We start from the raw sequence: 24,072 nt of genomic DNA, 5'->3' as shown, positions 1-24,072 counted from the left end.
TCGTCCGTGCAGGATTGCCGCGCGCGCAGAACCTCGTCGAGGACGTCAGTTTCGAAGCTCTCCAAACTGCGCGCAGAGGTCTTGAGTGCGCCGCCGCCAGCCGCCAATGTCGCGGCGTAGCGGATTCGATGCAGGACTTTTACAATCAAATTGCCGGACGGCCTGAAGACGACATCATCGGCTCCGCACAGCGAGGCGCTTCGACAGCGCCTCAATGGCTGGATTTCCCGGGCTGTGTGTTCATCAGAGGTGAGTTTCGCGCCGATCCCGATCGGCCAGCGATCGTAGGGCCGGGCTTGTTCATCTCCGTTGCGCTCGATGAAGGCGCAGGCCGCGGCATTCTGACGCGCACAACGGGTGCAGGGCAGATGACGGCGATTGCCGTGCGCGAATCCGTCGCCGTAGGAGGCTCGGTTCGCTGCGGCGAACGTCCTGCGATCGGCCTGGCGCTTCCCCAAGCCTCCATCGACGGGCTTGGACTCGGCGACGAGGTTCGGGCGCTGTTCAAGACCGACGCGTTGGGCACGGCCATCGTCTCTGTCACGGCGTCTCCGCGTGTGCAGGCCCTCGCGGTAGAAATGTTCTCGCCACCGGTGGCCGGAAACGCGACGCAATTGCTGCTGTCGGCGCATGCCGCCGAGATCGTGGTCCACGCCTTGTTCGGCGAGCGCGGGATCGCGCTCGATCCTGCAGCCGACCTCCAGCGGGTGCGGTTGCAATCGGTCAAGGCGCGCATGGATGCCGATCTCGCTTATCCCTGGAGCATCGACGAGCTGGCGCGGAATGCGGGGCTGAGCCGCCGGTCCTTCAACCAGAAATTCCAGATGGCGTATGGCGAGAGCGCGATCGACTATTTGCGGGCCCGCCGACTCGATGCCGCACGTGACCTTCTGATTCATCAACGGTTGTCGGTCACCGAGGCGGCCTTTCGGGTCGGCTATGCCCATCCGGCCAATTTCGCGACGGCATTCCGCAGGCACTTCGGCTATTCGCCGAGCCGCTGTCAGTGAACTTGAACGCCTCCACGTGCGATCAAAGGTGATTTGCGCGCGCGCAAAGGCGGTGTGCGCCTCGATCTGGTTACTCCCGGGTTGTTCGAACACGGAACTCGGGGAAGACAATGACGCGCAACGACGGGTGGACGCTCGGCTGGGAACGGATGGCGAGAACTGGTCTGGGAGCGGCCGGCCTGGGAATAGTCCTGCACGCAACGCCGTCGGTCGCACAGACCTCCGGGACCAATTCGACGTCGACGGCGGCGACATTGCCTCCCGTCACGGTGGAGGCACCGATCCAGGCGCGTCCGCGCACCCAGCCCGCGCAGCGAGCTTCGCAGTCGTCGCGCGGCCGCATCGCGACGCAACGCAATGCCGGGCCCGCGCCAGCCGGAAATTCGGGCGCGCGCGAGGCCGGTGTCGGTCGCGCCAACGCGTCGAGCGAGAGCAGCTATGTTGCAGACAGCAGTTCGGCGGGTACCAAGACCAACACGCCGTTGCTCGAGACGCCGCAGTCGATCTCGGTCGTGACGCGCAAGGAGCTCAACGACCGCGCCGTCCAGACGCTGACGGAGGCGGTTGGCTACGAACCCGGCGTCCGTATCGATGCTTCCGGCTACGATCCGCGTTTCGACGCGATCGCGATCCGCGGCTTCGACATCACTTATAACGGCGTTTATCTCGACGGCCTGCGCCTCGTCGGAGCAGGTCTCAGCGTGTTCAAGACCGAGCCTTATGGGGTCGACAGCATCACCGTGGTCCGTGGGCCGAGCTCGGCACTCTACGGGCTCGGCTCGCCCGGCGGACTGATCGACCTGTCGAGCAAGCTGCCGACCAGCCAGCCGTTTCACGAGGCGCAAACGGTGTTTGGCGACCGCGATCGCGTCCAGGGCAATTTCGATCTTTCGGGTCCGGTCGATGCCAACGGTCAATTCCTCTATCGGCTGACCGGCGTGGTGCGCGACGCGGACGTGTTCGTGCCGGGCGGCAAGGATAACAGGACCTACATCGCGCCCGCCGTCACCTGGAAGCCGGATCAATCGACGACCCTGACGATTCTCGGGTCCTATCAGAAGTCGAAGACGCCCGGATCCATGTTCACCTACTCCACGGGCACCGGCACCGCCACGGACATCTTCACGGGCAGCCCGTCCTACAATTCGCTCAACCAGGAGCAGGGACGCGTGGGCTACCTGTTCGAGCATGCGTTCAACAACGCCGTGACCGTCCGCCAGAAATTCCGCTACGTCGATGTCGACGCGGTCACCCGCTATGTGGGCTTTCTCGGGGCGCCGGTGGGCAATGTCGTCTCGCGCTATACCGGCTACGTCCACGACACGCTGCAATCGGCCATCATGGATAACCAGGTCGAGGCCAAGCTATCGACCGGGCCCGTGCAGCACACGCTCCTGGTCGGCACCGACTACACCGCGTCGAAGTTCAACGACAAGCAGGGATTCGGCTTCGGCGTCTCCGACCTCAATCTGGCCGCGCCGGTCTACGCGCCGGAATCCATTCCCGATCCCGCGATCTCGTCCTTGACGCAGCAGCGACAGACCCAGTCCGGCGTGTACATCCAGGACCAGGCCAGGCTCGATCACTGGATTCTCACATTGAGCGGCCGCAGCGACTGGGTCAGCACCACGGGTGAGGATCTGTTCGCGCTGACCCGGCAGACGCAGTCCGATCAGGCCTATAGCGGGCGAGCCGGGCTGACCTATGTGTTCGATTCCGGCGTTGCGCCTTACGTCGCCTACTCAACCTCGTTCTTTCCCAATCTCGGCGTCGATCCGTCGGGCGCCTTCTTCAAGCCGACCACCGGCAAGCAGACCGAAGTCGGTGTGAAGTACCAGCCGCAGGGCACGAGGAGCTTCATTACCGCGGCGGTGTTCGATTTGACCCAGGACGGCGGCCTGGTCACGACGGGGACGGGCGTGACGGTCCAGCGCGGGGAGATTCAAAGCCGCGGCTTCGAATTGCAGGCGCTTGCTAGCCTGGGCGGTGGTTTCGACATCACCTCGTCGTACACCTATCTCGACATGGTGACCAAGCAGGCCGCTGACGACTCGCTGATCGGCAAGTTTCCCTCGGGCAATCCTCCGCACACGGCGACGCTGTGGGCGAACTATGCCCTGCCGCTGGCCGGACCGTTTGCAGGATTGAGCGTCGGTGGCGGCGCGCGTTACATGTCCTGGAGCTACGGCGATGATGCGAATACGTTCAAGAACAGCTCGGTAACCCTGATCGACGCAGCGCTGAAATATGATTTTGGCCAGGCGATGAAGGAGCTGAAGGGCCTCCAGTTCCAGGTCAATGCCAAGAACCTGTTCAATCTGCACTACACCACGTGCCAAGTCGGTTACTGCTACCGTGGCGCGCCGCTGACCGTCATCGCAACGCTCGGCTATCGCTGGTGAACCAGCTTGCGCATGAGAACCCCGGTTATCCGGTCAATATGTCTTACCCAAATCGCTGGCGCCGGCGACTAACGCGCCAGGTGGTGGGTGCCGATTTCAACCAAGGTGGTCCGGCAGGAGAGGCGGTAGATCAGGCTGAACAATTGAACCCACATGATCGAACTCCACTGTTGATCACATGCAGGATATTAGGCCCCCAGTCTTTCCGGCCGTTTTCGAGGGACAGGGAAAATGGCTTCGTCGGCGAGCGCCGTGATGTCGTCGGAACAGACCGGACGAAGTCGCCTCACGCGGGCGTGAGACGTATCTCCGTCAAAACACCTCGAAATATTCGCGGTGCTCCCAGTCGGTCACCTCCGACAGGAAGCGGTCGATCTCGGCATTCTTGATGTGGGTGTAGTAGTCGACGAACTCGGGCCCGAACTTCTCGCGGAAGAACGGATCGTCCTTCAGCGCGGCGACCGCATCGCGCAAGCTCTTCGGCAACGGCGGCGCCTTGGTCTCGTAGGGCGTGTCGGCGGACGGGCCGGGGTCGAGCTTGCGGTCGACGCCGTCGAGGCCCGAGAGAATCTGGGAGGCCATGTAGAGATAGGGATTGGCGGCGGGCTCGCCGATGCGATTTTCCAGGCGCGTTGCGGCATCATTGGCGCCGCCGAGCACCCGGATCATCACGCCGCGATTGTCGCGGCCCCAGATCGCGCGGTCCGGCGCCAGCGAATAGGAGCGGTAGCGCTTGTAGCCGTTGATGGTCGGGGTGGTGAACACGGTCGAGGCGCGGGCATGGTCGAGCAGGCCGGCAAGGTACGCCCGGCCGAACGCGCTGAGCGGCTCGCTGCCGTCTTTCGCCATGAACTGATTTTCGCCAGACGCGCGCGAGACGATCGACTGGTGCAAATGCCAGCCGCTCGCGAACACGTTCGGCAGTTTCGGCCGGCACATGAAGGTGGCGTGATAGCCGTGGCGACGCGCGATCTGCTTCACGGCGGAGCGGAACAGCACCATGTTGTCGGCGGGCTCCAGCCCCTTCTTCGGCGCGAAGGTGAATTCGCACTGGCTCGGCCCGAACTCGACCTCGACCGAGCGCAAGGGCAGTCCGAGCGCGACGATATCGCGGCGCAGGATCTCCAGCACCGGCTCCATCTGATCGAAGCGCTGCTCGGTGAGGTATTGGTAGCCGTGGCTGAGCAGGCTCACCGACGGCGGCGTCCCGGGCTGGCCGGCATCCTCGGGCCGCATATGCGCGTCGTCGAGCTTAAAGATGTGGAATTCAACCTCGAGGCCGGCGACGAAATCGTGGCCGCGGCCGCTGAGATCATCGAGCACCTTGCGGTAGAGGCCGCGGGTCGCGAATGGCACGGGACGGCCGTCGCCAAAATAGAGATCGCAGAGCACCCAGCCCGTCGCAGGCGCCCATGGCAGCACGCGGAACGTGGTTGGGTCGGCGACCATCAACACGTCGGCCGCGCCCTCCATCTCCTTCATGCCGAACCCGCCGCCTGACGTGAACACCGGAAACACCGTGCGGTGCGAGGTATCCTTGGCGAGCATGGTCGTGGTGATGGAGCAGCCGCTCTCCAGCGAGGCGATCGCCTCGGCGGCGATGATGGTCTTGCCGCGCAAAATGCCGTGCTGGTCCGGGAAGGCGAGGCGGATGACCTCGAGGTTCTTTTCCTCGACGATGCGGCGCAGGCGCGCTGCGGCGTCCCTCTGCTCATCCGACCACAGCGCATGACGCGCGACGAAAGTCACTCGGTTGCTCCTTCTGTCCGTGCTGTCATCGCCCGCGAAGGCGGGCGATCCAGTATTCCAGAGACGGCGACGTGTCCACGAGAGGCCGCGGCGTACTGGATGCCCCGCCTTCGCGGGGCATGACAGTGGAGTATGTGGCGCCTGCCGCTGATTGACGGCATTATCACTCCGCCGCCGTCAGCCGGTGCACGTTGTCGGCGATCTCCTTCGGCACCGGCGCGGCCCAAGGTGCGCCGCGGCGGCGCTTGACGTCGACCTCCATCCAGTAGAGCTCCCAACCCTGGGTCGGCCCGATGCCGTCCATGGTGGCCGGTCCCTGGATGCTGCGCGCCCTGCTCTCGTCCAGGAACAGCATCGGCTTCTCGCCGCCGCCGACCTTCTCGATCTCAGCCCGCAGCAGGCGGCGGTACTGCACGATCGCCTTGTCGCTCGAGCCGAGATGCTCGTTGGTGCGGTCCTGGATGGCGCCCATCGATTCCACCGCCCACTGGTCGTGCACGTTGATGTCGGTGCCCATGCCGGTATAGGTCGCGGTCGCCTGCTCGTGCGGATCGAAGCCGTAATCGTTGCCGCGGTTCTTGCGCGACTTGTAGTCGGGCAGCTCATAGAGCTCGAGCCGCTGATCGCGCATCTTCTGCTTGTCGACCGGGTTGGTGTAGCTGGTGAAGATCGCGTACCAGTAGCAGTTCTCGTCGTCGACCGGCACGTGCCACTGCGTGATCGTCATTTCCGTGCTCATGGGGATGACGAAGCCGTGCGGGAAGAGCTGGTTGGTGACGCGCACATGGGTGCGCTCCTCGTCGATCTCGCGCAGCGCGATCAGCCGCAGGCCATATTCGGTGTGTTCGACATTGATGATCGGCCGGTCGTATTCGCGCAGGATCTTTGTCATCGGCAGGTCGCTGCCGGCGGAGGCGCCGCGGAACTGCTTGCCGTAAGCCGTCGACGTATCCTCGTCCTCGAAGAAGCGGTGCAGATAGGAGGCGTGCGCGGGATCGATGCCGACCTCGAGGGCCTGAAGCCAGTTGCAGGCCATGTGGCCCTTGAACGCAAAAGTGTGCGTGCCGGGCGCGACAAAGCAGTCGAGCTCCGGAAATGCCGGCGGCTCACCCTCGCCGAGATAAGCCCAGAGGATGCCGCTCTTCTCGACCACGGGATAGGAACGCTGACGAATGTTCTGGCAAAGTTTTGAGTCCTTCGGCTCGGCCGGCGTCTCGATGCACTGGCCAGTGGCGTCGAACAGCCAGCCATGGAAGGCGCAGCGCAGGCCGCCATGTTCGAGACGTCCGAAGGCGAGGTCGGCGCCGCGGTGGGCGCAGTGACGATCGATCAGGCCGTAGCGTCCGCTCTCGTCGCGGAACAGCACCAGGTTCTCGCCGAGCAGTTTGACGGGACGGATCGGGCGCGCGCCCTCCAGCTCGTCGACCAGCGCCGCCGGCTGCCAGTAGCTCCGCATCAGCTTGCCGCAGGGGTCCTTCGGACCGGTACGGGTGATCAGGTCGTTCTGCTCCTGGCTCATCATGGCGGGCGTCCTTTGTCGGAGAGGCGTTTGTTCGCCTATTGAACGAATGGGCGAATTATGCCATGCCTTGGTCCGGCGGCAAGCAATATTTTGCAGGATGTTCCCGAACCTATGCCCAAGCTGAAGCGCAGCGAAAACGACGAGCGGGCGACGGATTTCGTCGAGAGCCTCGATCGCGGCCTGCGCCTGCTGCAATGTTTCGGCGCGACCACCGGCCCGATGACGCTGAGCGATCTCGCCCGGGCCGCAGAGCTGCCGCGCGCCACCGCGCGGCGTATGCTGTTCACGCTCCAGCGCGGCGGCTTCGTCGCCGGCGACGGAAAGCTGTTCTCGCTGACGCCGCACGTGCTGACGCTCGCGGCGTCCTACCTGCGCTCCAGCCAGCTCGTCGCCGTGCTTCAGCCGGTGCTCGATCGCGTCGCCACGGCAGCGCAGGAAATCTCCTCGCTCGCGGTGCTCGATGGCGACGACGTCGTGTTTGTCGCGCGCAGCAGCCCGGCGCGGATGTTTTCGGGTGGGCTCGAGATCGGCTACCGGCTGCCGGCGTTCTGCACCTCGGTCGGTCGCGCCATGCTCGGGCAGTTCGATGACGCAGCGCTTGCCGCACGCCTGAAGACAATGAAGCGCGAGATGTTGACGCCGCAGACGGTGACGGATCCCAAGGCGCTGCTGGCCAGTATCACAGCCGATCGCGACCAAGGCTATTCGCTGGTCGATCGCGAGGCAGAGCCGCATTTCCGCTCGATCTCGGTTCCGGTGCGCCGCTACGACGGCGTGATCGTCGCCGCCATCAACATGGGCGCCCATGTCGACCGCGTGCCGGCAGGGGAGCTGGTCGACCGGTTGCTTCCGCTGCTCCGCGAGGGCGCGGAGTCCGTGCGGTCGCAGCTGTTATAGCAACGATCGTTGGCGCCGCGCGTCCGCGGGCCTATAATCTCGTCACGCAAGACAACAGGGAGGACGCCATGAAACACACCATGGTTCCCAGTGATCGCGTGGAGCACGTCGGCGTCTACGGGCGCGACGGCGCGAAGCTCGGCTCGATCGAGCGGCTGATGCTCGACAAGGTGACCGGCACGGTCGCCTACGCCGTGATCAGGACTGGCGGGCTGCTCGGCACGCACCACCATTATCCGGTGCAGTGGGGCGCGCTGAAATACGATCCCGCGCGGCAGGCTTTTCGTGTCGAGGTGACGCAGGACGAACTCGCCAGCGGACCGTGCGAGTTCGACGGCGACGAATTTGACTGGGGCGATCGTTCGCAGCCCTACGCGCACCCAAATTATTGGTCGATCTGACGGCGCGATTGCAGGCGTCGCGCGCTGAGCCGCCTCACTTGGTCGCGGTGCGCCGGCGCGCGCTCTGTGTCAAAAGGCAAAAATGCCGCATGACACACCTCTCATCGCCACCATCGTCGTCGGACTTGGACTCGCCTTCGTACTTGGAACTATAGCGCAGCGGTTCCGCATTCCGCCGCTTGTCGGCTACCTGCTTGCCGGCGTTGCCGTCGGCCCGTTCACGCCAGGCTTCGTCGCCGACCAGGCACTTGCGACCGAGCTCGCCGAACTCGGCATTATCTTGCTGATGTTCGGCGTCGGCCTGCATTTTTCGCTCCAGGATCTGCTGAGCGTCCGGCGCATCGCCGTTCCGGGCGCCGTCGTGCAGATTGCGGTCGCCACACTGATGGGGCTCGGCCTTGCATGGCTGATGGGCTGGGGCGTTGGTGCGGGACTCGTGTTCGGACTGGCGTTGTCGGTCGCGAGCACGGTGGTCCTGCTTCGCGCGCTGCAGGAGCGGCGCCTGATGGAGACCGATCGCGGCCGCATCGCGGTAGGCTGGCTCATCGTCGAGGACCTCGCGATGGTGCTCGTGCTGGTGCTGTTCCCGGCGATCGCAAGCCTTCAGAGCGGCGGCGACAAGCCAGCCTTCGAGCCGCTGGCCGCGCAGGCTGGCTTCGGGCTTGCCGGCATCGTGATGCTGACCCTGGCCAAGATCATCGTGTTCATCGGGCTGATGCTGGTGGTGGGGCGCCGGGTGATCCCCTGGATCCTGCACTATATCGCGCATACCGGCTCGCGCGAATTGTTCCGTCTTGGCGTGCTTGCGATTGCGCTGTGCATCGCATTCGGGGCAACGAAGCTGTTCGACGTGTCGCTGGCGCTGGGCGCGTTCTTCGCCGGCATGATGCTGCGGGAATCGCCGCTCAGTGCACGCGCCGCGCAGGAATCGCTGCCGCTGCGCGATGCCTTCGCCGTGCTGTTCTTCGTCTCGGTCGGCATGATGTTCGATCCGATGAGCGTGGTCCGCGAGCCCTGGCCGCTGCTGGCGACGCTGGCGATTATCATGCTCGGCAAATCACTCGCGGCGTTCCTGATCGTGGTCCTGTTCCGGCATCCGGTCGCGACCGCGCTGACGATCTCGGCGAGCCTGTCGCAGATCGGCGAGTTCTCTTTCATCCTGGCCGAGCTCGGCGTCGCCTCGCAGATCCTGCCCAGCGACGGTCGCGACCTGATCATGGCCGGCGCGATCCTCTCCATCATGCTCAACCCGCTGATGTTCGCGGCCGCCACCTGGCTCGCGCCGCGTCTCGACCCGCGCCGGGATTCACCGCAGGCCGCGGCCGCCGTGCCCGAACCGATCCGCACCACGGACCTGACCGACCATACGATCGTGATCGGCTATGGCCGCGTCGGCGCGCTCGTCGGCGATGCCCTGAAACAGCGGCAATTGCCGTTCCTTGTCGCCGAGGTCGGCGAGAGTGCGCTGGCGAAGCTGAAGCAGGGCGGCATCGAGACCGTCATGGGCAATGCCGCGCAGCCCGAAATTCTCGGCGCCACCAATCCGTCACGGGCGCGGCATCTCGTCATCGCGATCCCCGAGGCGTTCGAGGCAGGGCAGATCGTGCAGCAGGCGCGTGCGGCCAATCCGGATATCCGCATCATCGCGCGGGCGCATGCGGATGCCGAGGTCGATCATTTGAAGGGGCTGGGGGCGGATGTCGTCATCATGGGCGAGCGGGAGATCGCGCGCGGCATGATCGAGGAGCTGGAGAGGAGAGTTCCAGATGCTGCCCAGCAAGATCCCCGTCCGCTCGAGGCCGGTTCGGTCGTTTGACCTGATCACGCCGCAGGGCCAGACCTACCGCTTTCCGCAGCCGACATTGTTGCAGCGGTTGTTGCGGTGGGGGCTCGCGCATGCGGAGACGGTGGCGATCTCCGCGGCAATCCTGGCGTTGATTTATGTGGCGGGTTTTGTGGCCGAGGCGCTGGATCACTCGGTGTTTGACGCGTGCAATGACAGGGTGGGATTGCGCAGGGTCGGTTAGCCTGCAACTGCGCGAAGCGCAGTCCGCTGGCGTAACCCACCGCGTCCCCAACTCGCGCTCTGTGTCACTGTCGGTTGCGCATCCAGTCGGCCAGGCCCGATATCGCCTTGTCGAGGTCTTGCCGCGCGGCAGCGTCCGTGACCGTCTCGTCCAGCGCGCCGCGCATGCAGAGCAGCCACGCATCGCGCTCGGCGTCGCCGATGGCAAAGCCGATATGCCGCTGCCGCAGCCGTGGATGGCCCTTCTCGACGGAATAGAGTTTTGGGCCGCCGGTCCATTCGGTGAGGTAGCGCTTCAGCACGTCCCTGATCAGTCCGAGGTCATCCGCGTGCATCGCGCGGATCATTTTCGCCTCCGGCAGCTTGTCCATGCGGTCGTAGAAGCGGTCGACCAGAAGGTCGATCGTGCCGCTGCCGCCGATCCGCTCGAACATGGAGGTGGTGACGTCGCTGGAGGTCATCGTGAGTCCTGTCTGGTGCAAGGCTCTTCATATCGTCTCCCTTTGCGAAACGAAAAGGGGACGCATGGCGTAGCTGCGCGCTCAGCTCTGCTCCCTCCCCCCTTGCGGGGGAGGGCAGGGGAGAGGGGTCGCCCAGGAAATGGTGTTGGTTGTCGCGAAGAAGAAGCGCGTTGCGCGAGTGATGGAGTCCCCGTGTGGACCCCTTTCCCGAACCCTCCCCCGCAAGGGGGGAGGGAACGCAGCGGAGGTCGGCGCGCGCGGATCGCCCTACAGCGCCACGCTGCGCAGGCCGAAACTCCCGGCTTCGTTCTGCAGCACCGGCCGCACCGCATCGATCAGCCTTGCAGCCGCCGCATCGACCGACAGCCCTGCCGTATCCACCACCGCCGTCGCGCGCGAATACAGCGGTTCGCGGCTCAGCAGGATGTTGCGCAGCTCGGCCATCGCGGAGCGGTCGTCCGCCATCGGGCGCAGGTCGCCCTGGCGGCGCACGCGGGCCATGTGCTCCTCGGGCTCGGCCTTCAGCCAGATCGTGTAGAACGACGACAGGATCTGGTCGAAGGTCAACGGCTCCGACACGATGCCGCCGCCGGTCGCCAGCACCATCAGCTCGTTGCGCGCGAGCAGCTGTTGCAGCGCTGCCTGCTCCATGCGGCGAAAGCCTTCCTGGCCGTAGAGCGCGATGATCTCGGCGACCGAGAGCCCGTTCTGCTGCTCGACCTCCTTGTTGAGCTCAACAAAACTCCAGCCGACCTTCTTCGCCAGCATCCGCCCAAGCGTCGATTTGCCGGCGCCGCGCAGGCCGATCAGCGCAATGCCGCAGAACGGCGCGCGCCGCGGCGCCGACGCACTGCCGCCGGCGAGAACGTCCTTGGCCTGAGCGATCTGCGCCGGCGTCGCCTTGCGCAGGAGATCGCGAAACATCTGCCACTCCGGCGTCGGATCGGCCGAGGGAAGCAGGTCCTCGAGATGCGCGCCCATCGCGTCGGAGACGCGGCGCAGCAGCACGATGGAGACGTTGCCCTTGCCGCTCTCGAGCTGCGCGATGTAGCGCTCCGAAATCCCTGATACCTTGGCCAGCACCTTGCGCGACATGCCGCGCAGCGCGCGCATGGTGCGCACGCGCTGGCCGAGCTGTTCGAGAAATCGGGATTCGGCGTCGGGACTGTCGGTCATGGACTGCAGATCATGGGCCTTCTTGAGAGGGTGTCCTGCGGCGCGTTTTAATGAAACATAATGCCTGCCAGCATTGACAGCAAGCCGCCGCGGTGTCTTTCTATGAATTATAATTCTAAATTCGGGGGAGAAGTCCGTGAGCGAGGGATCCTATAACGCGGTGACCTGGCTGCTCGACCGCAACGTCGAGGACGGCAGGGGAGGCAAGCTCGTCTTCGACGACACCGTCTCGCGGCTCACCTATGGCGAGCTCCAGCGCGAGACCCGGCGTGCCGCCAACATGTTGCGCCGGCTCGGGGTCCGCCGCGAGGAGCGCGTGGCGATGATCATGCTGGATACGGTCGATTTCCCGATCGTGTTTCTGGGCGCGATCCGTGCCGGCATTGTGCCGGTGCCGCTCAACACGCTGCTGACCGCGGACCAATACGCCTACATCCTCGCCGATTGCCGCGCGCGGGTGCTGTTCGTCTCCGAAGCGCTCTATCCTGTTATCAAGGACGTCGTTGGCCGCATGCCGGATCTCGAGCACGTCGTGGTCTCCGGCGCCAAGATGAACGGCCACAAGCAGCTCGCGGAAGAGCTCGCCGGCGAGAGCGACCAGTTCACGACCGCCGCGACGCATCCCGACGAGCCCGCATTCTGGCTGTATTCGTCGGGCTCAACCGGCATGCCCAAGGGCGTGCGCCACATCCATTCGAATTTGCAGGCGACCGCGGACACCTATGCGAGCCAGGTGCTCGGCATCCGCGAGAACGACGTCTGCCTGTCTGCGGCAAAACTGTTCTTCGCCTATGGCCTCGGCAATGCGCTGACTTTTCCGATGTCGGTCGGCGCCACCGTGGTGCTGAACAGCGAGCGCCCGACGCCGGCGCGCATGTTCGACCTGATGAACAGGTACAATCCCTCGATCTTCTACGGCGTGCCGACGCTGTTCGCGGCGATGCTCAACGACGAGACGATGAAGGCCGAGCGCGGCGGCAAGTCGCTGCGCATCTGCACCTCGGCCGGCGAGGCGCTGCCGGAATCCGTCGGCAACAGCTGGAAATCGCGCTTCGGCGTCGATATCCTCGACGGCGTCGGCTCGACCGAGCTGCTGCACATCTTCCTGTCGAACGCGCCCGGCGACATCAAATACGGCTCCTCCGGCAAGCCGGTGCCGGGCTATGCGGTGCGGCTCGTCAACGAGGCCGGCCAGGATGTCGCCGACGGCGAGGTCGGCGAGCTGCTGGTCGATGCGCCCTCCGCCGGCGAGGGCTACTGGAACCAGCGCCACAAGAGCCGCCGCACCTTTGAAGGTCCGTGGACCCGCACCGGCGACAAATATGTCCGCGATGGCGAAGGCCGCTACACCTTCTGCGGCCGCGCCGACGACATGTTCAAGGTGTCCGGCATCTGGGTCTCGCCGTTCGAGGTCGAGAGCGCGCTGATCACGCATCCCGCCGTGCTGGAAGCCGCCGTCGTGCCGGAAGCCGATCCGGAAGGCCTGCTGAAGCCGAAGGCCTTCGTCGTGCTGCGTCCGGGTGCGGCGACGGCGGACTTGCAGGAGATGCTGAAGGAGCACGTCAAGCAGAAGATCGGCCCGTGGAAATATCCGCGCTGGATCGACGTGGTGGAGTCGCTGCCGAAGACGGCGACCGGGAAGATCCAGCGGTTCAAGTTGCGGGAAGGGGCGAATTGAGCGTGCAAGCGGCGGGCTCGCTTGCTGACCCTCCCCTGGAGGGGGAGGGTCGCTTCGCATGGAGCGAAGCGCAATGCGAAGCGGGGTGGGGTGATCTCTCCACTCGGGCACCGCATCCGCCGAGAGACTGTCACCCCACCCCGTCTCACATCTCGCTGCGCTCGATGTGAGCCGACCCTCCCCCTCCAGGGGAGGGTACAGACGGAGCGAACAGGAATACGACCATGACCAACCTCACCCCCACCGGCTTCCTGACCATCGGTAGCGCCAGCCTCGAATACAAATGGCTCGCGCCACAAGCCGCTGACGCCCCCACCATCGTCATGCTGCACGAAGGCCTCGGCTCCGTCGACCTGTGGGGCGACTTGCCCGAGAAGCTGCAGCAAGCCACCGGCGCCGGCATCTTCGTCTATTCGCGCGCGGGCTACGGCCAGTCGAGCCCGGTCACGCTGCCGCGGCCGCTCGATTACATGCAGCGCGAGGCGCTGGATGTGCTGCCGAATATCCTCGACGCGATTTCCTTCAAGCGCGGCCTCCTGCTCGGCCATTCCGACGGTGCCTCGATCGCGACGATCTATGCCGGCGCGCATCAGGATCACCGCTTGAACGGCCTCGTGCTGATGGCGCCGCATTTCATCGTCGAGGATATCTCGGTGAAATCCATCGCAGCGATCAAGACGACCTTCGAGAGTACCGACCTCAAGGCGAAGCTGGCGCGCTGGCACAGGGATGTCGACAACGCCTTCTACGGCTGGAACGGCGCCTGGCTCGATCCGAAGTTCCGCGACTGGGACATTTCGGAATATCTCGCCTACATCCGCGTTCCCATCCTGGTCGTGCAGGGCAAGGACGACCAATATGGGACATTGCGACAGGTCGAAATTGCGCAGGAAGAGTGTTACTGTCCGGTAGATTTGAAAATTATTTCAGACGCGGGACATTCCCCGCATCGTGAAGCGCCGAGGGCGACGCTTGACGCGATTGAGCAATTTGCAAGAGCGGCCCTGCGCGACGATCAGGGACTTCAGGGACGCGCCGCATGATCCTGCGGAGGCACATCCATGAATGTGCCTTCGGATGCGAGCGGCCCGTTGCCGTGGCCGCGATGGGCCTATGTGCCGGGCGAGACCGACGGGGTCGACGCGGATTACGAGACGCTTGATTTGGCCAAGGCGCTGGTGCCCCCGGCGTTCCGCGGCTACGTGCCGGCGCGCCATCCGGCGCTGCGCTACGGGCTGGCGCTCAACGATCGCGGCTATTTCTGGGAATCGCAGGAGGTGCTGGAAGCGGTGTGGGCCGCAGCCCCGCAAGGCGGCCGCGAGCGCATCCTGCTGCGTGCCTGCATTCACATCGCCAATGCCAATTTGCGACTGCGCATGCAGCGGCTGCATTCGGCCGCGCGCCTGTTCGGCGACGCGCAGGCGGAGTTGCGGGCGCTGAACTCGCGCAAGGCGGCCGCGGGCGGCGACGGCTTTGTCGAGAGCTTCCCCATTCCGGCGCTGACGGCTCTGCTCCAGGCCAAGCTGGGCCGTTCCGAACTCTCGAAGGCGGACTGGATCACCCTGGGCGCCATTGTGCGGTCTCAATAGGTCTCATGAAACAAAGTGCATGCGATGGCCGTTAAGGGCTAGACGCTTTCAAAAAGATGCACTATTGTGCATCTAACGCTACAGCCAAAACGCATAACCAAGCTCAAGGGTGGCCCATGGCCGGGGAAGATCGGCGCCTCGCAGGCGGCGCGACATTCATCGATTTCCAGACCGAACCGTCCCGCTACAAGCACTGGAAGCTCGCGGTCGATGGCGACGTCGCCACCCTGACCATGGACGTCGACGAGAATGGCGGCCTGTTCGAAGGCTATCTGCTCAAGCTCAATTCCTACGATCTCGGCGTCGACATCGAGCTGGCGGACGTCGTCCAGCGCCTGCGTTTCGAACACCCCGAGGTGAAGGTCGTGGTGATGCGCTCGGCCAAGAACCGCGTGTTCTGCGCCGGCGCCAACATCCGAATGCTTGCGGGCTCGACCCATGCCCACAAGGTGAACTTCTGCAAATTCACCAACGAGACCCGCAACGGTATGGAAGACTCTTCGGAGAATTCCGGCCAGCGCTTCATCACGGTGGTGAACGGCTCGGCCGCCGGCGGCGGTTATGAGCTGGCGCTCGCGACCGACCACATCATCCTCGCCGATGACGGCTCGTCGGCCGTCGCGTTGCCGGAAGTGCCGCTGCTCGCGGTGCTGCCGGGCACCGGCGGCCTCACCCGCGTCGTCGACAAGCGCAAGGTGCGCCGCGACCACGCCGATTTCTTCTGCACCATCGAGGAAGGCGTGAAGGGCAAGCGCGCCGTGCAGTGGCGCCTCGTCGACGAGATCGCGCCGAACTCCAAACTTGAAGCCAAGGTCGCCGAGCGCGCCAAGGAATTCGCAGGCCAGTCGAAGCGCAAGGGCACCGGCAAAGGTATTGCGCTGACACCGCTCAGGCGCGTCATCGACGAGACCAGCATCCGCTACGGTTTTGTCAGCGTCGACATCGATCGCACGGCGCGCATCGCCACCATCTCGATCAAGGCGCCGGAGGCCGCTCCGCCGGCCGACATCGACGGCATGATGGCGCAGGGGCCTTCGTTCTGGCCGCTCCAGGTCGCGCGCGAGCTCGACGACGCCATCCTGCATCTGCGCATCAACGAGCTCGAGATTGCGATGCTCGTCTTCAAGAGCCATGGCGACCGCGCCCATGTGCTGGCATCCGATGCCTTCCTCGAAGCCAACAAGGCGCACTGGCTGGTCAACGAAATCAGGCACTATTGGAAGCGCGTGCTGAAGCGCATCGACGTCACCTCGCGCACGCTGGTGACGCTGGTCGAGCCCGGCTCCTGCTTTGCCGGCACGCTCGCCGAGCTCGTCTTCGCCGCCGACCGCTCCTACATGCTGATCGGCACGCGCCAGGGCGACAACCGTCCGCCGCCGTCGATCGAATTGTCGGCCATGAACTTCGGTCCGTATCCGATGAGCCACGGCCTGACCCGGCTGGAATCGCGCTTCCAGGCCGATCCGTCCGACGTCGAGCGTGCGGAAGCTACCATGGGCACCGCGCTCGACGCCGAGCAGGCGGAAGAGCTCGGCCTCGTCACCTTCGCGCTCGACGACATCGACTGGGACGACGAGGTGCGCGTGTTCCTCGAGGAGCGCGCCAGCTTCTCGCCGGACAGCCTCACCGGCATGGAAGCCAGCCTGCGCTTCGTCGGCCCCGAGACGATGGAATCGAAGATCTTTTCGCGTCTGACCGCGTGGCAGAACTGGATCTTCCAGCGCCCGAACGCGGTCGGCGAGGAAGGCGCGCTGCGCCGCTACGGCAGCGGCCAGAAGCCGAAATTCGATATGACGAGAGTTTAGCGAGTAGGGAGTGGTGAATGGCGAATAGGGATTTCCATTCGCTACTCACCATTCGCCATTCGCAAGCTCACGGTTCGATGCCAATCGTTGAATGAATCAGTCCCCCACGGGAGGTCCACCATGAACATCATGAACGTCGACTACTCGACCAAGATTCCCAACAACGTCAATCTCGCCGAAGACCGCCAGGTGCTGAAGGCGCTGGAAGGCTGGCATCCCGGCTATATGGACTGGTGGAGCGACATGGGGCCGGAAGGCTTTCAGGAGTCGCTGGTGTATCTGCGCACCGCCTATTCCGTCGATCCGCGCGGCTGGGCCAAGTTCGATTATGTCCGCATGCCCGACTATCGCTGGGGCATCCTGCTTGCGCCGCAGGAGGAAAATCGCGTCGTTCCGTTCGGCGAGCATTTCGGCGAGCCTGCGTGGCAGGAAGTCCCGGGCGAGTATCGCGCCATGCTGCGCCGCCTGATCGTGATCCAGGGCGACACCGAGCCGGCTTCCGTCGAGCAGCAGCGCCACCTCGGCAAGACCGCGCCCTCGCTCTACGACCTGCGCAATTTGTTCCAGGTCAATGTCGAGGAAGGCCGTCATCTCTGGGCGATGGTCTATCTGCTCCAGAAGTACTTTGGCCGCGACGGCCGCGAGGAAGCTGATGACTTGCTGCGCCGTCGCTCGGGCGATGCCGATGCGCCGCGCATGCTCGGTGCCTTCAACGAGGCGACGCCGGACTGGCTGTCCTTCTTCATGTTCACCTACTTCACCGACCGCGACGGCAAGATGCAGCTGCACTCGCTCGCGCAGTCGGGCTTCGATCCCTTGTCGCGCACCTGCCGTTTCATGCTGACGGAAGAAGCGCACCACATGTTCGTCGGCGAGACCGGCATCACCCGCGTCGTGCAGCGCACTTGTGACGCGATGCGCGAAGCCGGCATCACCGATCCCACCGACATCGCAAAGGTTCGCGCGCTCGGCGTGATCGACCTGCCGACGATCCAGAAGAAGCTGAACCTGCACTATACGCTGTCGCTCGACCTGTTCGGCTCGGAGGTCTCGACCAACGCGGCCAACGCCTTCAACACCGGCATCAAGGGCCGTTATCACGAGACCCAGATCGACGACGATCACCAGCTCAAGAACGCCACCTATCCGGTGCTCAAGTTCATCGACGGCGAGATCAAGCTGGTAGACGAGCCGGCGCTGACCGCGCTCAACATGCGCCTGCGCGACGATTACAGCCAGGACTGCGTCAAGGGCATGCTGCGCTGGAACAAGGTGATCTCGACCGCCGGCTATAACTTCCAGCTCAAACTGCCCAACGTCGCTTTCCATCGCCATATCGGCGAGTTCAAGGGCATCCATGCGACGCCGGATGGTCTTTTGATCGACGATGCCATTTGGGCGAAGCGCAAGGACGAGTGGCTGCCCTCGACCGCCGACGGCGACTTCATCACCTCGCTGATGCAGCCCGTCACCGAGACCGGCAAGTTCGCCTCCTGGATCTCGCCGCCGAAGGTCGGCATCGACAACAAGCCCGGCGATTTCGAGTACGTGAAGATCGAGTCGTAAGAGTCAGGGTTCGACCCTCGCACAACGCAAATGGTGTCATCACCCGCCTTGTGCGCGATTGCGCACTGGAGCGGGTGATCCAGTATTCCAGAGGCGGCAGAGATAGATCGAGACGCTGCAGCGTACTGGATGCCCCGGTCAAGCCGGGGCATGACTGCGGAGTGTGACGCGCGCTCTGTGCTGAAACGCCCCGCCTACCCGGCGATCTCCAGCCCCGCATTCGCGTACACCACGCCGCCATCCACCGCGATGGTGTTGCCGACCACGTAATCACCCGCGCGCGAGGCGAGATAGATCGCCACGCCGGCCATGTCCTCATCGGTTCCGATACGCCGCGCCGGAATGCGCTTGGCGACCTCGTCCGCATGGTCGCGCGCGGCGCGGTTCATGTCGGACTTGAACGCGCCCGGTGCGATCGCGGTGACGTTGATGTTGTCCTTGATCAGCTTCGTCGCCATGCGCCGCGTCAGATGGATCACGGCGGCCTTGCTGGCGGCGTAGGAATAGGTCTCGCTCGGATTGACGAAGATGCCGTCCACCGAGGCGATGTTGATCACCTTGGCCGGCCGCTCGTGCGAGGCCGCCGCGCGCAGCGGCTTTGCCAGTGCCTTGGTCAGGAAGAACAGCGACTTGACGTTGAGGTCCATCACCTTGTCCCAGCCGCTCTCCGGGAATTCGTCGAACTCCGCGCCCCAGGCTGCGCCCGCATTGTTGACGAGGATGTCGAGCTTCGGCTCCAGCTTGATGATCTCGGAGGCCAGCCTGTCGCAGCCTTCGATGGTCGAGATGTCGATCGGCAGCGCGATGCATTCGCCCTCATATTGGGCGGAGAGCTCTTTCGCCGTCGCCTCGCACGGCCCGGCCTTGCGCGCGGTGATGTAGACCTTCGCCGCGCCTTGCGCGAGGAAGCCCGCCGCGATCATCTTGCCGATGCCGCGCGACCCGCCGGTCACGAGCGCGACACGGCCTTTGAGCGAGAACAGATCGTTGAACATGGAGCCTCCCTTGGTTGGCGACGTTTTGAGCGCGGCGGAGAGGGGAGTCAAGGAAGGCGCGAGAGTGGCGCGGCTGCGGTCCAACTCACTCGGTGTCGTCCCGGCGAACGCCGGGACCCATAACCACAGGGAGTAGTTTGGCGAAGACTCGTCGTTCGGTACTTCTACCAAATGTAATCGATGGATTCCGCGGTATGGGTCCCGGCGTTCGCCGGGACGACAGCGTGGCTACGCCGCCGCAATCCGGCGAAAGCCGTTCCACATCGCGGTCGCGGCGCCTGAGGTCAGCACCGGCAAAATTCGCGCGTCCTGGTAATTGCCGTTGAGCGAGACGCGCGGCAGCGCGGTCATGTGGCCGGCATTTTCTGCGAACAGCATGCCGGGCCGGGTCGTCACCGCGGTCTTGAAGCCGGCCGATGCAGCGAGAGCGAATTCGCGCTCGCCCGCGGCTTCGCGGTCGCCATAGGGGTAGGCGAAGTGCAGCACGGTACGGCCGAGCGCCTGCTCGATCCGCGCGCGGCTTACCGCCATCTCCTGTGCGGCGATCCCCTCGCTCTGCCTGGCGAGATTGCAATGGCTGATGGTGTGCGCGCCGATCGTGACCAGCGGATCGGCGGCAAATGCCTTCACCTCGTCCCAGGACAGGCACAGGCTGCGGCACAGTGCGGCCATGTCGACGTCGTATCTGGCGCAGAGCGCCTCGATCTCGCGCTTGAGATCATGTTCCCCCGGCAGCGCGCGCAGCCAATCGTGCAGGCGGTCGAACGCCATTTGTTTTGCGGCGGGGGTCGTTGCATCCAGCCGCAGCGCGGAATTGCCGATCTGGATGTCGATGTGTTCGGCCTTCGCGATCACGGTTTCCAGCGCGGTCCACCACAGACGTCCGGTGCCCTCGGCAAACTCGCTCGCGACATAGACGGCCAAGGGCGCGTCAAATTCGCGCAGAACCGGCAGCGCGAATTCGAGATTGTCGCGGTAGCCGTCGTCGAGGGTGAAGGCGGCGAAGGGGCGGGTGAACCGGCCCTGCACCAGCCGCTCATGCAGCTCGTCCATGCTGACGATGTCGATCCCGCGCGAGCGCAAATGGCTCAGCGTGGCGCGCAGGAAATCGGGGGTGACTTCGAGGTGCCGGTTCGGCTGGAACGCGGCCTCGCGGGCCGGCCGCACATGGTGCAGCATGAAAATGGCGCCGACGCCCGACAAGAGCGGGCGCAACAGGTGGTGCGCCCCGCTGAAATAGAGTGCCCCCAGCCCGGCGCGGATGACGTTGTTTCGGAGTTGTTTCATGACCGGCTGGCGAACTCTGGCATTCCACTTTCAACTTACGGAAGAACCCTTGAAGAAAAAGTTATTCCAATTGTCGACGCATGGCCTTCGGAAGGGCATCATTTCCGGTTTGACAGCCCGCCAAGGGTTTGTTTTGTCTCCGGTTCCAGAGTTCGGGTCGTTGAATGCAGAAGCTTTTCAGGTGGGCCAGCAAATGGTGGCCAGGGCTGATCCCCCTGGCCGTCATGTGGGGATTTGCGGCCTGGAATAATACCTTGCCGGTCGAGGCGGACCTATCCGCCCGCAGCTCGGCCGCGCTCAAGGAGACCGTTCTGGACAAGACCCGGATCGCGGTCGACGGCCGGGACGTCGGCCTGGCCGCGGACGCCTTTTCCGAGGAGGGGCGCCGCGATGCCGTGATGGCGGTCGAGCTCGTCCCGGGCGTGCGCCTGGTCGACGACCGGACCCGCCTTGTTCCCGAAGCAACGCCCTTCGTCTGGAATGCCGAGCGTGACGTGGTGCGGGTGACGCTGTCCGGCTCCGCGCCCCTGCCGTCGATGAAGGCGCGCCTGACCGAGGCCGCGCGCAAGGAGGTCAACGGGACCGAGGTCGCCGATCAGATGGGTCTCGCGCGCGGCGCGCCGCCGCGGTTCGAGGCGGCCGCGATGCTGCTGCTCGACCAGATCGGCAAGCTCAAGGACGGCAGGATCACGATCACCGACACCAAGGTCAATCTGTCGGGCATGGCGCGCGACCTCGGCGGCCGTGAGGCGATCGCGGCCGCGCTCAAGAACCTGCCGGAGGGCTTTTCGGTCGCCGCCAACGATGTCAAGGCGCCGCCCTACATCTTCCAGGCCTACAAGGACCCGGTCGCCGCGACCGTGACGCTGACGGGCTACGTGCCTGACAACAACGTGCACGCGGCCATTGCAACGAGTGCCTCGCGAAAGTTCTTCACCGAAAAGGTCGTCGACAATCTCAAGGCCAGCGTCGGCGCACCCGGCTCCTTCAATACTGCCGTGGTCACAGCGCTCGGCGGGCTGTCGCGGCTGTCGACCGGTACGCTCGTGGTGTCCGATCGCGAGGTGAAGCTGTCGGGCGACGCGCTCTATGAAGGGGCCGCCAACGACATCCGCGCAGGCCTCGGCAAGGACTTCCCGAAGAACTGGCAGTACAAGCCGGAGATTACGGTGAAGCCTGCCGCGGGCCCGGTCGACGGCACGGTCTGCCAGCAATTGTTCACGGAGCTCCTGAACAAGGGCAAGATCCGCTTCGCAACGAAACGCGCCGACATCGACCCGGATTCCGCCGGCATTCTCGACCACCTGATCGAGACGGCGCTGCGCTGCCCCACCACCAATATCGAGGTGGCCGGGCACACCGATGCCGACGGTGAGGACTCCTTCAATCAGGCTCTCTCGGAGAAGCGCGCGCAGGCCGTGATCGACTATCTGGTCAAGGCCGGGCTGCCGGCCACCCGCTTCACTCCGGTCGGCTATGGCGCCACGCAACCCCTCGCCGGCAATGACACCGATGAAGGCAAGGCGCAGAACCGCCGCATCGAATTTCTGGTGAGGTGATGATGCCCTATCTCGTCTCGTTCCATCTGGGCTGGCTGATCGGCTCGCTGCTGCTGGGCTTTTGCATGGGCTGGATCTCGGTGGTCCAGCGCGGCAACGGCACCTCGAAGGTGACCGCGCGCTGGCTCGCCGTGCTTGCCGCCGCCTTGGTCGCAGCCTCGTTCGCGCATGTGGTGCCCGGCCGCTTCGGCTATTGGCTCGATCTCGGGCTGGTCATGTTCGCCTGCTACCTCGTCGGCTGCACCATCGGCGCCTGGCTGCGCGACAGGGTGGTCTCGCGGAGCCAGCCGGCGGCTTAGGTCTTCAGGTTCGCTCGGAGGGCGGGCCTCTATCCAACATTGCGATAACGGCTTGATCGGCAAGCAAATTGCCAAACGATCGCAATGCGCTTGACATTAATACGTACGTACGTATTATTTTCCTTATGCCAAAGCCCTCACTCAAAGACGCCATCCTCGATGCCGGCCTGAAGGTCATGTTCAGGACCGGCTATCACGGCACCAGCGTGCGCGACGTCACCGCTGCGGCAGGCGCGCCGCAGGGGTCCTTCACCAACCATTTTCGCTCCAAAGAGGTGTTCGCCTCCGAGGTGCTCGACCGCTACTTCGACACCACGAGGGGGCTGGTCGCGGAGGCGCTCGACGACACCTCGCTGACGCCGCGCGCGCGGCTGCGGCGCTATCTCGACATCATCACCGGCCGGCTGGAGGTCGACGGCTATGGCCGTGGCTGCCTGATCGGTGACCTCAGCCTGGAGGCATCAGCCAGCAGCGAAATGCTGCGCGCGCGTCTCGCCGAAATCTTCGCGCAATGGCGCGCGCCGTTCGCCGCCTGCATCAGGGACGCCCAGACGTGCCGCGAGATCGCATCCGATTTCGAGCCCGAAGAGCTTGCCGATTTCCTGCTCGCGTCCTGGCAGGGCGCGATCCTGCGCATGAAGGTCGACCGCAATCCCAACGCCCTCGAACGTTTCAAGACCATCGCCTTTCAAACCGTCTTCAGGGAGCTGACATGAGCAAGCCAACTGAAATCGAGATTCTCAAAGCGTCCGTGCTGGGAAGCACGATGGCCTATCGCGAGGCGGGAGATCGCGATGCGCCCGCTGCCCTGTTCCTGCACGGCAACCCGACGTCGTCGCATATCTGGCGCAACATCCTGCCGCTTGTATCGCCGGTCGCACATTGCATCGCGCCCGATCTCGTCGGCTTCGGCCAGTCCGGCAAGCCCGACATCGGCTATCGCTTCGTCGACCACGTCCGCTATCTCGATGCATTCATCGAACAGCGCGGCATCAAATCGGCCTATCTCGTCGCGCAGGACTGGGGCACCGCGCTCGCGTTCCATCTCGCCGCGCGCCGGCCGGATTTCGTGCGCGGCCTTGCCTTCATGGAGTTCATCCGCCCGATGCCGACCTGGCAGGACTTTCACCACACCGAGGTCGCGGAGGAGCAGGACCACGCCGAGGCGGCGAGGGCGGCGTTCCGCAAATTCAGGACGCCGGGCGAGGGCGAAGCGATGATCCTCGAGGCGAACGCGTTCGTCGAACGCGTGCTGCCCGGTGGCATCGTTCGCAAGCTCGGCGAGGACGAGATGGCGCCTTACCGTGCGCCATTCCCCACGCCGGAGAGCCGCCGGCCCGTTCTCGCCTTCCCCCGCGAACTGCCGATCGCAGGCGAGCCCGCCGACGTCTACGAGACGCTCCAATCCGCGCATGCGGCGCTGGCTGCATCGTCCTATCCGAAGCTGTTGTTCTCGGGCACGCCCGGCGCGCTCGTCGCGCCCGAATTCGCCGAACGGTTCGCAGCCTCGCTGAATCACTGCGCATTGGTGCGCCTCGGACCTGGGCTGCACTTTCTCCAGGAGGATCACCCCGAGGCGATCGGCCGCTCCGTCGCCGGCTGGATCGCCGGCATCGAAGCCGTGCGCCAGCAGCGTGCTGCCTGAAGGCG

21 protein-coding genes are annotated in these 24,072 nt (G+C 64.8%); 15 read left to right on the top strand and 6 right to left on the bottom strand.

Annotated elements, in window-relative coordinates:
• Positions 1-14 precede the first annotated feature (14 nt).
• Positions 15-1,010, top strand: a complete 996-nt coding sequence (locus AB7G19_RS41390) for an AraC family transcriptional regulator (RefSeq protein ID WP_244623213.1) — start codon at positions 15-17, stop codon at positions 1,008-1,010.
• 110 nt (positions 1,011-1,120) lie between these two features.
• Positions 1,121-3,412, top strand: coding sequence for a TonB-dependent siderophore receptor (locus tag AB7G19_RS41385; RefSeq protein ID WP_135215215.1), 2,292 nt, complete (start codon positions 1,121-1,123; stop codon positions 3,410-3,412).
• Between the two features lie 312 nt (positions 3,413-3,724).
• On the opposite strand, the gene AB7G19_RS41380 is transcribed toward AB7G19_RS41385, so the two are convergent.
• The gene (locus AB7G19_RS41380) at positions 3,725-5,161 is read right to left on the bottom strand and encodes a glutamine synthetase family protein (RefSeq protein WP_085399247.1); all 1,437 of its coding nucleotides are present in this window, start codon (positions 5,159-5,161) and stop codon (positions 3,725-3,727) included.
• Between the two features lie 163 nt (positions 5,162-5,324).
• The gene (locus tag AB7G19_RS41375) at positions 5,325-6,683 is read right to left on the bottom strand and encodes an aromatic ring-hydroxylating dioxygenase subunit alpha (protein ID WP_085399248.1); all 1,359 of its coding nucleotides are present in this window, start codon (positions 6,681-6,683) and stop codon (positions 5,325-5,327) included.
• Between the two features lie 111 nt (positions 6,684-6,794).
• Here AB7G19_RS41375 and AB7G19_RS41370 point away from each other — a divergent pair, with 111 nt between their 5' ends.
• From AB7G19_RS41370 to AB7G19_RS41355, 4 genes are all read left to right on the top strand, one after another.
• The gene (locus tag AB7G19_RS41370) at positions 6,795-7,580 is read left to right on the top strand and encodes an IclR family transcriptional regulator domain-containing protein (protein ID WP_085399249.1); all 786 of its coding nucleotides are present in this window, start codon (positions 6,795-6,797) and stop codon (positions 7,578-7,580) included.
• A gap of 68 nt (positions 7,581-7,648) precedes the next feature.
• The gene (locus tag AB7G19_RS41365; RefSeq protein ID WP_085399250.1) at positions 7,649-7,981 is read left to right on the top strand and encodes a PRC-barrel domain-containing protein; all 333 of its coding nucleotides are present in this window, start codon (positions 7,649-7,651) and stop codon (positions 7,979-7,981) included.
• Positions 7,982-8,063: 82 nt separating this feature from the next.
• Positions 8,064-9,797, top strand: a complete 1,734-nt coding sequence (gene ybaL / locus AB7G19_RS41360; RefSeq protein WP_135215214.1) for a YbaL family putative K(+) efflux transporter — start codon at positions 8,064-8,066, stop codon at positions 9,795-9,797.
• Positions 9,748-10,008: a hypothetical protein gene (locus tag AB7G19_RS41355; RefSeq protein ID WP_085399252.1), complete on the top strand. Its 261-nt coding sequence runs from the start codon at positions 9,748-9,750 to the stop codon at positions 10,006-10,008. Before ybaL ends, AB7G19_RS41355 begins: the two co-directional genes overlap by 50 nt.
• Positions 10,009-10,072: 64 nt before the next feature.
• On the opposite strand, the gene AB7G19_RS41350 is transcribed toward AB7G19_RS41355, so the two are convergent.
• Positions 10,073-10,468, bottom strand: coding sequence for a group II truncated hemoglobin (locus AB7G19_RS41350; protein ID WP_085399253.1), 396 nt, complete (start codon positions 10,466-10,468; stop codon positions 10,073-10,075).
• 267 nt (positions 10,469-10,735) lie between these two features.
• Entirely contained in the window at positions 10,736-11,752 is a 1,017-nt protein-coding gene (locus AB7G19_RS41345) for a helix-turn-helix transcriptional regulator (protein ID WP_441268863.1), read from the bottom strand.
• A 28-nt stretch (positions 11,753-11,780) separates the two neighbouring features.
• Between AB7G19_RS41345 and AB7G19_RS41340 the strand changes: the two genes are divergently transcribed.
• From AB7G19_RS41340 to boxB, 5 genes are all read left to right on the top strand, one after another.
• On the top strand, positions 11,781-13,322 hold the full coding sequence (locus AB7G19_RS41340; RefSeq protein ID WP_085399255.1) for a benzoate-CoA ligase family protein: 1,542 nt from the start codon (positions 11,781-11,783) through the stop codon (positions 13,320-13,322).
• Between the two features lie 224 nt (positions 13,323-13,546).
• Positions 13,547-14,365: an alpha/beta fold hydrolase gene (locus tag AB7G19_RS41335; protein ID WP_085399607.1), complete on the top strand. Its 819-nt coding sequence runs from the start codon at positions 13,547-13,549 to the stop codon at positions 14,363-14,365.
• Positions 14,366-14,383: 18 nt separating this feature from the next.
• Positions 14,384-14,911, top strand: coding sequence for a DUF309 domain-containing protein (locus AB7G19_RS41330; protein WP_085399608.1), 528 nt, complete (start codon positions 14,384-14,386; stop codon positions 14,909-14,911).
• Between the two features lie 116 nt (positions 14,912-15,027).
• Positions 15,028-16,716 (top strand): 2,3-epoxybenzoyl-CoA dihydrolase, encoded by a 1,689-nt coding sequence (boxC, locus tag AB7G19_RS41325; protein WP_085399609.1) that lies wholly within the window; start codon positions 15,028-15,030, stop codon positions 16,714-16,716.
• Positions 16,717-16,845: 129 nt separating this feature from the next.
• A complete protein-coding gene (gene boxB / locus AB7G19_RS41320) occupies positions 16,846-18,282 on the top strand; it encodes a benzoyl-CoA 2,3-epoxidase subunit BoxB (RefSeq protein ID WP_441268862.1) in 1,437 nt (478 codons plus the stop codon).
• A 194-nt stretch (positions 18,283-18,476) separates the two neighbouring features.
• Here boxB and AB7G19_RS41315 read toward each other — a convergent pair whose 3' ends face one another.
• Complete coding sequence (locus tag AB7G19_RS41315) at positions 18,477-19,277, bottom strand: SDR family oxidoreductase (protein WP_085399610.1); 801 nt, start codon at positions 19,275-19,277, stop codon at positions 18,477-18,479.
• Positions 19,278-19,505: 228 nt separating this feature from the next.
• A complete protein-coding gene (locus AB7G19_RS41310) occupies positions 19,506-20,564 on the bottom strand; it encodes a polysaccharide deacetylase family protein (protein WP_085399611.1) in 1,059 nt (352 codons plus the stop codon).
• A gap of 164 nt (positions 20,565-20,728) precedes the next feature.
• Here AB7G19_RS41310 and AB7G19_RS41305 point away from each other — a divergent pair, with 164 nt between their 5' ends.
• From AB7G19_RS41305 to AB7G19_RS41290, 4 genes are all read left to right on the top strand, one after another.
• Entirely contained in the window at positions 20,729-22,123 is a 1,395-nt protein-coding gene (locus AB7G19_RS41305) for an OmpA family protein (RefSeq protein WP_085399612.1), read from the top strand.
• 2 nt (positions 22,124-22,125) lie between these two features.
• Entirely contained in the window at positions 22,126-22,422 is a 297-nt protein-coding gene (locus AB7G19_RS41300; RefSeq protein ID WP_063979886.1) for a hypothetical protein, read from the top strand.
• A 125-nt stretch (positions 22,423-22,547) separates the two neighbouring features.
• On the top strand, positions 22,548-23,138 hold the full coding sequence (locus AB7G19_RS41295) for a TetR/AcrR family transcriptional regulator (RefSeq protein ID WP_085399613.1): 591 nt from the start codon (positions 22,548-22,550) through the stop codon (positions 23,136-23,138).
• Complete coding sequence (locus AB7G19_RS41290; protein ID WP_085399614.1) at positions 23,135-24,067, top strand: haloalkane dehalogenase; 933 nt, start codon at positions 23,135-23,137, stop codon at positions 24,065-24,067. The genes AB7G19_RS41295 and AB7G19_RS41290 overlap by 4 nt, the downstream gene beginning before the upstream one ends.
• Positions 24,068-24,072 lie beyond the last annotated feature (5 nt).

Origin of the sequence: Bradyrhizobium sp. 215_C5_N1_1, from assembly GCF_052075935.1 — a bacterium.
In the GTDB taxonomy this organism is placed as follows: Bacteria; Pseudomonadota; Alphaproteobacteria; order Rhizobiales; family Xanthobacteraceae; genus Bradyrhizobium; species Bradyrhizobium barranii.
This window is presented reverse-complemented; position numbering and strand designations above follow the sequence as displayed.